Here is a 12,111-nt window from a genome sequence, read left to right as displayed (position 1 = left end):
ATAAGATGCACAACTATCTCGTTAACGCTTCCATACAAATTCTCCCTATTGTACAGGATAAACATCCTTACGAATGGGTTGACGAAGCGATAGTAGTTATACAACAGTCAGGAATAAAACATGAGATTGGACCTTTTGCAACGGTAGTGGAAGGAACATATGCAGAAGTAATGGCCATAGTAAATGCAGTAAACGAGCACTTGCTCTCAAAGAATTGTAGCGAATGGATCGCAAGTGTTCAGATAAATATGAGAAGCAAAAGCGATATCACGGCCAACGAAAAGGTGTCGAAGTTTGGTTTATAAATTAATATTTTTACTTCAATAAATTAAAAATGGAACAAACATTAAATGCTGCGTCAACAATCGATGAAGTACTTTCTAAACGTCCGCTAATTATCTCCGGACCTTGCAGCGCCGAAACTGAAGAGCAGGTAATTGAAACAGCTACCCGTTTAAAAGCAACAGGCAAGGTAGATGTACTTCGAGCCGGTATCTGGAAGCCGAGAACCCGCCCGGGAAGTTTTGAAGGCGTGGGTACAAAAGGTCTTAATTGGTTAAACCAGGCAAAAAAAATTACTGGTCTTCCTATTGCGATCGAAGTTGCTACCGGTAGACAGGTAGAAGATGCTTTGCATTTTGATGTTGATGTTTTGTGGATTGGAGCACGAACCACTGTTAATCCATTCAGTGTACAGGAAGTTGCTGATGCACTTCGCGGAGCAAATGTGCCTGTTCTTATAAAAAATCCAATCAACCCTGACTTAGAGTTATGGATAGGCGCCGTTGAGCGTGTTGCTAAGGCAGGCATCAAAAACATAGGTTTAATTCATCGTGGCTTCTCTTCTTATGGTAACACAGAATATCGTAACGCGCCCATGTGGCACCTTGCTATCGAAATGAAACGTCGTAACCCAAATATGATGATCATTAACGATCCAAGTCATATCTCAGGTAACCGTACGTTGCTGCAAAGTGTTGCTCAAAAAGCAATTGACCTTGATTACGATGGTGTAATGATTGAAAGTCACATTGATCCTGATAAAGCCTGGAGCGACGCAAAACAACAGGTTACCCCAGAAAGACTTGCAGAAATTTTGGATGGCATCAAGTGGAGACACGAAACAACTAATGAAAGAGAATTTGTTGTCGCACTTGAGAAATTGAGAGAACAAATCAACCACATAGATGATGAGTTGATGCAGCTATTAGGTCAACGTATGAAGATAGCCGACAAGATCGGCCAGTACAAAAAAGAGAACGATATCACTATTCTTCAGACAAATCGTTGGAACGAACTTTTGGAAAGAGCCTTCAGAAAAGGTGAATCATTAGGCTTGAGTAATGAGTTCATAACAAAATATTACGACGCGGTTCACATGGAAAGTATCAATCACCAGACTGCAATAATGAATAGCTAAGAAAATACTTCCTGGTCGCCAGCCGTCCGTGTTGGCGACCATTCTTTTTTAAGCCTCTATTCTTTCTTTTCTACAACAGCTATGGCTGTACAATAACCGTTACCTGCAACCAGCAGGGATCACCACTGCTTATGATCAAGAAGTCATTTTCATTTTCCTCTTCCACCGTCAACTATTATTTCAACGCTGATTTCAATTACCTAGAGCAATTAGTCTCTAAAGACAATGCCGTAATTGTAACTGATGAAAATGTTTTTGCTAAACACCAGAAAAAATTCAAAGGCTGGAAATCAATTATAATAAAAGCGGGCGAGCAACATAAGGTACAGGCGACAGTAGACGATATTATACAGCAATTAATAGATGTAGGTGCAGACAGGAACACAACGTTAGTCGGTGTTGGAGGTGGGGTGATTACAGACATTACTGGCTATGTGGCTGGTATTTACATGCGAGGTATTGCATTTGGATTTGTTCCTACTTCAATCCTTGCCATGGTGGACGCCGCAATTGGTGGCAAAAACGGAATTGATGTAGGTCTTTATAAAAACATGGTTGGTTTAATAAAACAACCGGCTTTTCTATTGTATGATTTCTCGTTGCTCAAATCATTGCCGAAAGAAGAATGGGTAAATGGTTTTGCCGAAGTAATCAAGCATGCTTGTATCAAAGACGCTCCGATGTTTAACATGCTGGAGGAAAATAAACTTGATTATTTTCAAAAAGACCCCGAAAATCTTGCAAAGCTTATTCAGCGGAATGCGCTTTTAAAAACTAAGGTAGTCGTTACAGATGAGTTTGAAAATGGAGATAGAAAACTGCTAAACTTTGGTCATACGATTGGACATGCTGTTGAAAATCTCTATAAAATTCCGCATGGTCATGCCGTGAGTATTGGTATGGGTGTGGCTTGTAAATTCTCTGAAGAAATCACCGGTTTTAAAGACACAGCACGTGTTGTGAACGTTTTAAAACAATACGGTCTTCCTCCGCAGTTTGAATTTGATAAAGAAGAAACTTTCAGAATTTTAAAGAGCGATAAAAAGAAAAGCAATCAATCTATCAATTACGTACTTCTAAATAAAATAGGTAAAGCAACGATTGTCCCTTTACCTTTTGAACAAATTCACGCATTAATCAATAATCTATAAAGTTCCCTTCACGGAATTTAGGAGTATGATAGTAAAAATTAAACCTTCCGTTCTAACCGGTTCTGTTATTGCGCCTGCCAGTAAAAGTAGTATGCAACGTGCTTGCGCTGCTGCGCTGCTTTCTGAAGGTGCTTCCGAAATAATAAATCCGGGCAAAAGCAACGACGACCTTGCAGCGTTGGACGTTATTCAGAAACTAGGCGCAAGAGTTGTAGAAAATGAGGATGGATCAATTACAATACATAGCCTCGGAGTTGACCCCATAGAAGAAGAGATTAATTGTGGCGAAAGCGGTTTGGGCATTCGCATGTTTACGCCCATTGCTGCCCTTAGTAACGGGCATATTACAATTAACGGTACGGGTAGCTTATCTACCAGGCCCATGCACTTTTTTGACGAGATTTTTCCAAAGCTGAATATCAAGATTCATTCGAGAGAGGGTAAGCTTCCATTGCAAATACAAGGTCCTTTGGTTCCTTCAGACATTGAGGTCGATGGCTCTTTAAGCTCCCAATTTCTCACAGGGTTGTTGATGGCTTACGGCGCTTCAGTCACAAAGCCGGTGTCAATTAAAGTAAACAATCTTAAAAGCAAACCTTACATCGACCTTACGCTGAAGGTGATGGAAAGTTTTGGCAGAAAAGTGACCCATACCAATTATGAAGTCTTTCATCTTGAGCCGCAGGGAAAAAATTACGAGCCGCAGGTGTACACAGTTGAAGGCGATTGGAGCGGAGCTGCTTTCCTACTGGTAGCAGGTGCAATCTCTGGTAAAATCACCGTAAAGGGATTAGATCTGTTATCAACACAGGCAGATAGAGAGGTGATGCGAGCTTTGAAGGATTGTGAGTGCGATTTAACCGTTGGCCCAAATGCTATTAACATCGGCCCACCGACAGATTTAAAGGCTTTTGATTTCGACGCTACAGACTGCCCTGACCTTTTCCCCCCGCTGGTTGCGTTGGCTGCTTACTGCGGTGGAACGTCAACTATTAAGGGAGTAAGCCGGTTGGCGCATAAAGAAAGTAACCGCGGCCTTACCTTGCAAGAAGAGTTTGGGAAGATGGGTACCAAGATAACCTTGCAAGATGATCTCATGTTGATTGAGGGTGGATCTGAGTTATTTGGTACCACAGTTCATTCACGTCACGATCATCGGATTGCTATGGCGTGTGCGGTTGCTGCATTGCAGGCAGACGACGAAGTAACCATCGAAGACGCTGAAGCTATTAATAAATCGTATCCCGACTTTTACCGTCATTTACAGAAATTAGGAGCGACAGTTAACTTTTAGCTTCACGAGGTTTGCATCTTTTTTAAATCGTTTTTGGTAACCGGCATATAAACACAGATGGATCATTCGTTGCGTCGCACTCTTGTACTGTGTCAATATCTAATCTTTTTGCAATGTCCGAAAACGTGTAATTGGAACCGTGCAACAAAGAACTTAAGGTACAAGTGAGTGACACAATAATGTTGATTGCAGGTAAAATGACGATAACACAAGCAGTTATAATTTCGACCTTTAAGATGCATTTTTCGGTTTTAATAAAGACAATTAATAATCTGAATCAATAAAAAAACTACGCACTTGAATAGTTTCGGCCGCATATTTCGTATTCACATTTTTGGAGAATCACATGGTGAAAGTGTTGGGCTAACGATTGACGGTTGCCCCGCCGGATTATCATTATCGGTAGAAGATTTCCTGGCTGATATAGAACGACGCAAAGGCGGCGCCAAAGGCACTACGCCCCGAAAAGAAGATGATTTGCCGATTTTTAAAAGTGGCCTGTTTAATAACAAAACCACCGGCGCCCCCATCACCATCCTTTTCGAAAATAACAATACCCGAAGTACCGATTATGCAAAGCAGCGGTCGTTTCCAAGACCTGGTCATGCTGACTTTGTGGCCAGCAAAAAGTATGGCGGACACGAGGATTACAGGGGCGGCGGACATTTCAGCGGACGACTTACCGTGTGCCTGGTCGCAGCAGGCGTTATAGCAAAAAAATTACTGGGTCAAGTAAAGGTTGAATCCAAAATTCTAGAGATTGGTGGCGAGCCCGATATTGAAAAAGGATTGCAAAAAGCCATTGATGCAAAAGACACTATTGGAGGCATTGTAGAGTGTCGTGTAGCTGGCCTTCCTATTGGGCTTGGAGAACCTTTTTTCGACTCGGCTGAGTCTGTCATCAGCCATGCGGTTTTTGCAATTCCTGCTGTACGCGGAATTGAATTCGGAACCGGTTTTGAAGCAGCAAGGATGTTTGGAAGTGTACATAACGACGCTATTGAAAATGCTGCCGGCAAAACAGTAACGAACCACGCCGGAGGCATTGTAGGTGGAATAACAAATGGAAACGAATTGGTTTTTAGAATTGCGATAAAACCTACTTCATCGACCCCGAAAGAGCAGCAAACGCTTAACTGGGAAACAGGGGAAGTAGATACATTTTCGGTGAAGGGAAGGCACGATCTGTGCATTGCATTGAGGGTTCCGGTAGTATTAGAGGCGGTAACAGCATTTGTGCTGGCCGATTTGCTAATGCTGGAAAATAGAATCAACCGCATTGTATAATTTAAAAATCAACGAAACATGGATTCTCAGGTTATTTATCATCTAACAACAGTTGAAGAGTGGGAAGACGCACAAGATAAAGGCAGCTATGAGCCACCTTCATTTCAAAGAGAAGGATTTGTACATTGTTGCACGCAGGAACAATTGGAAAGTGTGCAGGAAAGACACTTTAAAGGACAGGAAAACCTGGTGAAACTAGTAATTGATCCTTCACTCCTCAACCAGAAGTTGCAATACGATCGCGATGAACAATTGCAACAAGAGTTCCCCCATGTATACGGTCCTTTAAATTTATCAGCAGTAATTGAGATAGTTTTTCTGGCTCCAATAACTTCGGACAAAGAAAACATCGACAACAGAAGAGTTGATTAGTACAAGGCTTCTTAGTTTGAACATATAAAAGAGAGTTTTTCTTAATTGAAAAACTCTCTTTTGATTATTGCTTACTACTGACTGGAAGCGTTTTTGCTTTTAAAATCCTCTGCAAAAAATGCTTAAACCCTTCTCTCCGCCAAAGGCCTCATACTTTATTTTACTTAAAGGAAATACGTGTGGAAATTTTTCGCCATGTTTCGGCATAAGCTATTGTTTTTCAATGGCATTACTTTTATGCACACTGAAGTAATATTAACTCATCTAAAATATTTATTTTATGGCAAAGGCAACAGGTAAAAAAGCAGCAGCGCCTAAGAAAGCTGCAGCAAAAAAAGCAGCCCCTCCCAAAAAGGCAGCCGCTAAGAAAGCCGCAGCAAAAGTAGCTCCAAAGAAAGCTCCCGCTAAAAAAGCTGCTGCTAAAAAAACTGCTGCTCCAGCAAAAAAGGTAGCAATGAAGAAAATAGCTCCCGTTAAAAAAGCTGCTCCGGTAAGCGACGAAACAATGTTGCAGACGTTGTTCTTAGACTCTTTGAAAGACATTTATTATGCTGAAAAGAGTGGAGTAAAAGCTCTACCTAAATTGGCAAAAGCTGCAACTTCAGAACAATTGAGAGGCGCTTTTGAACAGCATTCGCAACAAACAAACGGACAGGTTCAAAGATTAGAGCAAGTATTTGAAATATTAGGTAAAAAGGCACAAGGAAAAAAATGCGAAGCAATTGAAGGCTTGATAAGAGAGGCTGATAGCATGATTAAGGATACCAAGAAAGGAAGCATGACTCGCGATGTAGCATTGATTATGGCTTCTCAAAAAATGGAGCATTATGAGATTGCCAGTTATGGAAGCTTAGCCACGCTCGCTGCGCAAATGGGAGAGAGCCAGGTAAAAGAACTTTTGGGACAAACACTCCAGGAAGAAAAAGACACAGACATGTTGCTGACCCAAATTGCGGAAAGTAACATTAACCAGGAAGCAGAGGCAGAAGGTGGTGAAAGTGAAGTAAGTGGTGAACAAAGCGAGGGAAAAGATGAAAAGTTAGATGCTGAGGCGGGCGATGATGGTAATACTGAGGATTAGTTTTGGGGTTTATAAAAGAAAGAGGACGGAAATATTTCCGTCCTCTTTCTTTTATATCAGTTTTTCGAAAATGGTCTGGAAACATTTAAACTACAGGGTTGAAAAAAGTTAAGGAAGATGCATTTCTGCATTTGCCGATCCAGAAACTAGTGGCATGAATTTTCTCTAACAATAATATTATTAATAAAATTAACAGGAGGTATCTATGGCTAATGAAGATAAATTTCAAGAACAGCAAAACAATGCTGGAAATGCTGAAAGTAATGCGGAAAGAGACCAGGATCATGGAAATATGAATAATGGTACCATAGGAGGAAATATGGGCATTATTGGCAGCAGTAACGATGCGGACAGCGAAAAATATTCTAAGCACGGGCATGATGGTGGTCCTGCAACTGTGCCTGGAGACACAGGGGGAGGTGCAAGTGATGGTTCTAAAGCCGGAAGTGGACTAGGACCTGATGGAAGCGTAGACAATGCGGCATCAAAACATGAAGGCAGCGCAACACAGCAATAACTAATAAGCGTAAGCAAAAAAGTGCAGGGCTGCAAATGTTTAGCTCTGCACTTTTTCTTTAACAAGAAAGGGGCAATATTATTATGATCTATAATGAAGAAGCAATAAATGCCGTAAAGGATATTTTAATAGAAAGGGAAGAAACAATTGCTGCCGCAGAAAGCGTGACGGCTGGTCATTTACAGGCAGCATTTTCAGCAGGCATCGATGCCTCAAAATATTTCCAGGGAGGAATAACTGCCTACAACATTGGTCAGAAAGCAAGGCATTTACACATCGATCCAATATTGGGTGGAAAGGTCAACTGTGTAGCGGCTAGAATTGCAGATACGATGGCCATTGAAGTAAGTAAAATGTTTTCGAGTGATTATGGAATTGGTATTACAGGCTATGCATCTGTTGTACCTGAGTGCGAAAAAGAAGGCCTCTTTGCCTACTTTTCATTGGCCTATAAAGGACAGGTTGTTGTAGCTGATAGACTGTCCGCGCCGGAACAACTTCCTTATGAAGTGCAGATTGATTATGCAAAACAGGTTGTCAATAAAATTCGGCAACATTTGGAATTTGGCAAAAAGTAGACTGACATCTGAGTTTGATATAAAACGAAGAGGCGATCTTTTTAGATCGCCTCTTCGTTTTATAAATCACTAATTAAAGATCATCTTCGTCGTCATCGTCATCTTCGTCCAGGTCAAGATCGTCATCTAAATCTGCATCATCAATAACAGGCTCTGCAGCAGTTTCATCTACTTCATCAATATCTAAATCATCTACATCATCAAGGTCATCGTCGTCATCATCAATATCATCGTCTTCATCTAAATCATCATCATCGACTGATAATGCAGAGGTGAAAAAACCAGTATTAGTAAGAAAATTTTCGTCACCGCTAGTTACGCCGGTTTCATTGTTTCGAGTGTTGGTTGTTATCATTTGAATAAAAAATTTAAAGAGTGAACTGGAGAAAGAAAGTTAATAAATTAGTTATAAAACCATGCCATTAACAACAAAATAAGTAAAACAGATCTAATAACATTCGTTATGATTTTAAGTTGCAATAATAATATTTTTTGAATGAATATAACATCGATTGTCTTTGTAAATGATTGTAAATGAAATAAAAAGAAAGCTGTAGACTATTTTCCTCGAATGTCTTTAAGAAACTTTTTATATGCTATTCTTTCGTTTGTTTAGAAAAGGCACGAAACTTTCATTGTATTTACATAACTCCCTATTAATGAGAGTTTAGTAAGTGGAGAGGTAATAGAAAATAAAACTTTTGATGAAGTGGAAAGATTGAGCCGAAGTGAGTGACACAACAGGAGACGAACGATGAGCAACAGCAGGTGACATACTTACTCTCCTTTAATTCATCAATAAAAAAAGTAACATTATGAGACCTATTTGGACGGGAGCAATCGGATTTGGATTGGTGAACATTCCCGTAAAAATGTACAGTGCCACTGAACGTAGCGAATTGAACCTTGACATGCTTGATAAGAATGATCTTTCGAGGATTAAGTACCAGCGTATCAATGAAAAGTCTCAAAAGCCTGTTGATTGGGACGCGATTGTAAAAGGATATAAGATTGGCGATAAATACGTGATCTTGGACGAGAAAGATTTTGAAGCTGCCAATGCAAAAAAAACAAAGACAATTGAAATTTCAGACTTTGTAAAAGAAGAGGAAATTGACAGCGTCTATTTTGAAACACCGTATTATTTAGAACCGGATAAAAGTGGTACAAGAGCATATGCGTTGTTGAGAGCGGCGCTGCTTAAGACAAAGAAAGTAGGCATCGCCACGTTCGTAATGCGTAATAAGGAAGGACTGGCAATCTTACGACCGCGAGATAAGGTTATCATTTTAAACCGGATACGGTTTGCCGAAGAAATTCGGGATCCTAATCAACTGGCACTTCCTGATGCGCCCGAAATAAAAAAGGCAGAGCTGGATATGGCTATATCTTTAATTGATCAGTTAACTTCTAAGTTCGACATCACTGCTTTCAAAGATACCTACACCGAGGAGTTGATGAAGGTAATAGAGGCAAAATCGAAGGGTGCGAAACCTGCCCCAGGAAAAATGAAAGTAGTTCACAGCGCAACAGAGGATTTAATGTCTCAATTAAAAGCAAGTTTAAGTACTAAGAAAAAGAAAGCTTCATAACAATGAGTTTAGCCACCTACAATACCAAAAGAGATTTTAAGCAAACATCTGAACCATCCGGTAAGAAAAATAATAGCAAAGACGATACGCTTGCGTTTGTAGTCCAACGCCATAAGGCTTCGCATTTGCACTACGATTTTCGATTGGAAATGGATGGGGTGCTAAAAAGTTGGGCAGTACCTAAAGGACCAAGTCTTAACCCTCATGACAAACGATTGGCTATGATGGTGGAGGACCATCCGTATGATTACAAAGATTTTGCAGGAGTCATCCCTGAAGGAAACTATGGCGCAGGCATTGTTGAAATATGGGACAGTGGTACCTATACTGCTATACAAGACAAGGGCTCCTCCAAAGAAAATGAAAAGCTTTTAAAAGCCGGCCTTGAAGCAGGCAACCTGAAGTTCGTCTTGCACGGGAAGAAATTGAAGGGCGAGTTTGCGCTCGTAAGGTTAAAAGGCAGCAACTCAAACAGTTGGTTGTTGATAAAACACAACGACAGCTTTGCGGTACAAGAAGATTATAACAGTGAAGAAAACACTCCTAAAAACTCTCCTATAAACAAATGGCTTGCTATTAATAGGTTGGATGACAAACAGGCAAAAAAAAAGCCCTGATGGCTGATACTACCTCAACAAGGAAGCTAGAAGAATTCATTCCGGCAATGCTGGCAAAAGATACAGATACCCCGTTCTCGAAGGAGGACTGGATTTATGAAATGAAATGGGATGGGTATCGCGCTATCGCTGAGGTTAACAAAGGCAAAGTCAAGTTGTATTCGCGTAACGGCAACTCATTTCTTTCTAACTACCCGGATGTTGTAGATGCGCTTTCAAAACTAAAAGTAAATGCGGTTTTCGACGGGGAAGTAGTGGTTTTAAATGAAGAGGGCAACCCGGACTTCCAGAAGCTGCAGCACTACGAACAGTTCAGAAACTATCCCTTGCAGTATTACATTTTTGATCTGCTTGAATTGAATGGAAAAAAACTCTATAGTACTCCATTAATTGAAAGAAAGAAATTGCTTGAAGAAACGCTTCCGAAGGATGACGTAATTAAGTACAGCGATCATATAGAAGAAAGAGGGGAAGATTTTTTTGAAATAATAAAACAAAGAAATCTTGAGGGAATGATGGCTAAAAAAAAGAGTAGCGAATATTATCCCGGTAACCGATCTGCAGATTGGCTCAAGATAAAACACCATAAGTCAGACGAAGCAATCATTGCAGGCTTCACTGCTCCAAGAGGTGGAAGAAAATATTTTGGAGCATTGGTCTTAGGAAGTTTTGTAGACGGTAAACTTACCTACATCGGTCACACAGGTTCAGGCTTTGACACTTCTTTGTTAAAAGAGATTTCAGCGAAGCTTCAACCATTAATCATAGAAAAATCGCCATTTGCTGAAAAGGTAAAAACCAATATGCCGGTCACATGGGTTGAACCGAAATATGTATGTGAAATAAAGTTTACTGAATGGACCTCAGATGGAAAATTAAGGCATCCAATTTTTTTACGATTAAGAGAAGACAAAGACATAAAGGATGTAAACACTCAATTTATTAATGCAAATAAAATGGAGATTACAGACACTGTTGAAATCGAGGAAGAAGAAAATATAGAAGAGACGCCGGTTAAAAAGTCGCCTAAAAAAGCAGCGGTCAAAGAGGCTGCTCCAAAAAAAGAAGTTTTGAAAAAAGTGGCTTCAAAAGCTTCAAAGGCGCCAGCTAAGAGCGAGGAAATCAAAAAAGCCAAAGGAGCGAAAAAAAGCGAAGCCAATAAGCCAAAAAAGACAGAAGAAAAACCGGCCGTAAAAGATGTTGTAAAGAATGAGAAAGAAAGAATCTACACGTTTGGCAAGGCGCAAGTAAAAGCGACGAACATAACCAAGATCTACTTTCCTGATGAAGGCATAACGAAAGGCGAAGTGCTCGAGTATTACGAACGTATGGCGCCCCTTATCATCCCGTATTTAAAAGACAGACCGGAGTCTTTATTCCGTACGCCCAACGGTATTAATCAAAAAGGGTTTTTTCACAAAGACGCCGGCGATGAAGCGCCTTCATGGGTCAAGCATATTCCCTTGTATTCCGACTCTGTAAAAAAAGACATCGATTATATCTTATGCAACGATGCAGCTACGCTCGTATACCTTGCTAACCTCGGTTGTATAGAAATCAACCCGTGGCATTCGAGAGTGAAGTCATTGGACAATCCTGACTATTTGATCATTGACATCGATCCCAGTGACAACAATACTTTTGAGCAGGTTATAGAAGCGGCCAACGTCGTAAAACAAATCTTCGATCAAGCCGGGGCTATGAGTATTTGCAAAACTTCCGGCGCTTCCGGCCTTCATATCTACGTGCCTCTTGGAGGTAAATACAATTATGACCAGGCAAAGGATTTTGCGAACATTGTGTGTATGTTAGCAAGCGCGCAAATACCGGAGTTCACTACGCTCGAAAGAAGTTTAACCAAAAGGAGCAAAGACAAAATTTATATGGATTACCTCCAAAACAGGAAGGGGCAAACGATTGCGTGCGTATATAGTTTGAGGCCAAAGAAAGGAGCAACTGTGTCTACGCCATTGGATTGGAGTGAAGTTAAGTCGGGCCTCACGCCACAAGCATTCACGATAAAAACTATACACAAACGAATTGAGAAAAAGGGCGACCTGTTTGCCCCAATGCTTGATGCGAAAAATGCGATTGACTTGGTTAGTTGCATAGAAAGACTCGGAGGATAATGTCGCGTCCAGGACTCGTTTATTTCATTTATTTTGGTACCCTGCATTAGTATTTCAATTGATCATCGTTGCG

Annotated in this window: 13 protein-coding genes; 12 read left to right on the top strand and 1 reads right to left on the bottom strand. The window is 40.6% G+C overall.

Translation table 11 applies throughout. The annotated features are described in order from the left end of the window. The first annotated feature begins 5 nt into the window (after positions 1 to 5). From SAE01_RS16825 to SAE01_RS16785, 9 genes are all read left to right on the top strand, one after another. Entirely contained in the window at positions 6 to 305 is a 300-nt protein-coding gene (locus SAE01_RS16825; protein ID WP_147204961.1) for a thiamine-binding protein, read from the top strand. A gap of 29 nt (positions 306 to 334) precedes the next feature. Beyond that, a complete protein-coding gene (locus SAE01_RS16820; RefSeq protein ID WP_147204960.1) occupies positions 335 to 1,420 on the top strand; it encodes a chorismate mutase in 1,086 nt (361 codons plus the stop codon). 131 nt (positions 1,421 to 1,551) lie between these two features. Then, on the top strand, positions 1,552 to 2,571 hold the full coding sequence (gene aroB / locus SAE01_RS16815; protein WP_147204959.1) for a 3-dehydroquinate synthase: 1,020 nt from the start codon (positions 1,552 to 1,554) through the stop codon (positions 2,569 to 2,571). 25 nt (positions 2,572 to 2,596) lie between these two features. Next, positions 2,597 to 3,865 carry a 3-phosphoshikimate 1-carboxyvinyltransferase gene (gene aroA, locus SAE01_RS16810; protein ID WP_147204958.1) on the top strand — a complete coding sequence of 423 codons (1,269 nt, stop codon included), beginning with the start codon at positions 2,597 to 2,599 and terminating at the stop codon, positions 3,863 to 3,865. Positions 3,866 to 4,162: 297 nt separating this feature from the next. After that, the gene (locus SAE01_RS16805) at positions 4,163 to 5,152 is read left to right on the top strand and encodes a chorismate synthase (protein WP_147204957.1); all 990 of its coding nucleotides are present in this window, start codon (positions 4,163 to 4,165) and stop codon (positions 5,150 to 5,152) included. 18 nt (positions 5,153 to 5,170) lie between these two features. After that, positions 5,171 to 5,524 carry a DUF952 domain-containing protein gene (locus SAE01_RS16800; RefSeq protein WP_147204956.1) on the top strand — a complete coding sequence of 118 codons (354 nt, stop codon included), beginning with the start codon at positions 5,171 to 5,173 and terminating at the stop codon, positions 5,522 to 5,524. A 280-nt stretch (positions 5,525 to 5,804) separates the two neighbouring features. After that, on the top strand, positions 5,805 to 6,605 hold the full coding sequence (locus tag SAE01_RS16795; RefSeq protein ID WP_176599713.1) for a YciE/YciF ferroxidase family protein: 801 nt from the start codon (positions 5,805 to 5,807) through the stop codon (positions 6,603 to 6,605). A gap of 205 nt (positions 6,606 to 6,810) precedes the next feature. Then, positions 6,811 to 7,122: a hypothetical protein gene (locus SAE01_RS16790; protein WP_147204955.1), complete on the top strand. Its 312-nt coding sequence runs from the start codon at positions 6,811 to 6,813 to the stop codon at positions 7,120 to 7,122. Between the two features lie 83 nt (positions 7,123 to 7,205). Further along, positions 7,206 to 7,700 (top strand): CinA family protein, encoded by a 495-nt coding sequence (locus tag SAE01_RS16785; RefSeq protein WP_147204954.1) that lies wholly within the window; start codon positions 7,206 to 7,208, stop codon positions 7,698 to 7,700. Between the two features lie 73 nt (positions 7,701 to 7,773). On the opposite strand, the gene SAE01_RS24545 is transcribed toward SAE01_RS16785, so the two are convergent. Further along, positions 7,774 to 8,055, bottom strand: a complete 282-nt coding sequence (locus SAE01_RS24545; protein WP_170234184.1) for a hypothetical protein — start codon at positions 8,053 to 8,055, stop codon at positions 7,774 to 7,776. A 460-nt stretch (positions 8,056 to 8,515) separates the two neighbouring features. Between SAE01_RS24545 and ku the strand changes: the two genes are divergently transcribed. Genes ku through ligD form a run of 3 tightly spaced genes read left to right on the top strand, consistent with a single transcriptional unit; the run spans position 8,516 to position 12,038 of the window. Next, entirely contained in the window at positions 8,516 to 9,292 is a 777-nt protein-coding gene (gene ku, locus SAE01_RS16775; RefSeq protein ID WP_147204953.1) for a non-homologous end joining protein Ku, read from the top strand. 2 nt (positions 9,293 to 9,294) lie between these two features. After that, the gene (locus tag SAE01_RS24540; RefSeq protein ID WP_170234183.1) at positions 9,295 to 9,909 is read left to right on the top strand and encodes a DNA polymerase ligase N-terminal domain-containing protein; all 615 of its coding nucleotides are present in this window, start codon (positions 9,295 to 9,297) and stop codon (positions 9,907 to 9,909) included. Beyond that, positions 9,909 to 12,038: a non-homologous end-joining DNA ligase gene (gene ligD, locus SAE01_RS16770; protein ID WP_170234182.1), complete on the top strand. Its 2,130-nt coding sequence runs from the start codon at positions 9,909 to 9,911 to the stop codon at positions 12,036 to 12,038. Before SAE01_RS24540 ends, ligD begins: the two co-directional genes overlap by 1 nt. The last annotated feature ends 73 nt before the right edge of the window (positions 12,039 to 12,111 follow it).

Origin of the sequence: Segetibacter aerophilus, assembly GCF_007991655.1 — a bacterium.
GTDB lineage: Bacteria > Bacteroidota > Bacteroidia > Chitinophagales > Chitinophagaceae > Segetibacter > Segetibacter aerophilus.
The sequence above is the reverse complement of the archived record's forward strand: the minus strand, read 5'-3'. Positions and strand labels throughout refer to the sequence as shown.

Bases quoted from the DNA above. Each gene is read 5' to 3' on its own strand.
- SAE01_RS24545 (WP_170234184.1), bottom strand. From the start codon at position 8,055: ATGATAACAACCAACACTCGAAACAATGAAACCGGCGTAACTAGCGGT.
- SAE01_RS16785 (WP_147204954.1), top strand. From the start codon at position 7,206: ATGATCTATAATGAAGAAGCAATAAATGCCGTAAAGGATATTTTAATA.
- SAE01_RS16800 (WP_147204956.1), top strand. From the start codon at position 5,171: ATGGATTCTCAGGTTATTTATCATCTAACAACAGTTGAAGAGTGGGAA.
- ligD (WP_170234182.1), top strand. From the start codon at position 9,909: ATGGCTGATACTACCTCAACAAGGAAGCTAGAAGAATTCATTCCGGCA.
- SAE01_RS16790 (WP_147204955.1), top strand. From the start codon at position 6,811: ATGGCTAATGAAGATAAATTTCAAGAACAGCAAAACAATGCTGGAAAT.
- ku (WP_147204953.1), top strand. From the start codon at position 8,516: ATGAGACCTATTTGGACGGGAGCAATCGGATTTGGATTGGTGAACATT.
- SAE01_RS16795 (WP_176599713.1), top strand. From the start codon at position 5,805: ATGGCAAAGGCAACAGGTAAAAAAGCAGCAGCGCCTAAGAAAGCTGCA.
- SAE01_RS16820 (WP_147204960.1), top strand. From the start codon at position 335: ATGGAACAAACATTAAATGCTGCGTCAACAATCGATGAAGTACTTTCT.
- SAE01_RS24540 (WP_170234183.1), top strand. From the start codon at position 9,295: ATGAGTTTAGCCACCTACAATACCAAAAGAGATTTTAAGCAAACATCT.
- aroA (WP_147204958.1), top strand. From the start codon at position 2,597: ATGATAGTAAAAATTAAACCTTCCGTTCTAACCGGTTCTGTTATTGCG.
- SAE01_RS16825 (WP_147204961.1), top strand. From the start codon at position 6: ATGCACAACTATCTCGTTAACGCTTCCATACAAATTCTCCCTATTGTA.
- aroB (WP_147204959.1), top strand. From the start codon at position 1,552: ATGATCAAGAAGTCATTTTCATTTTCCTCTTCCACCGTCAACTATTAT.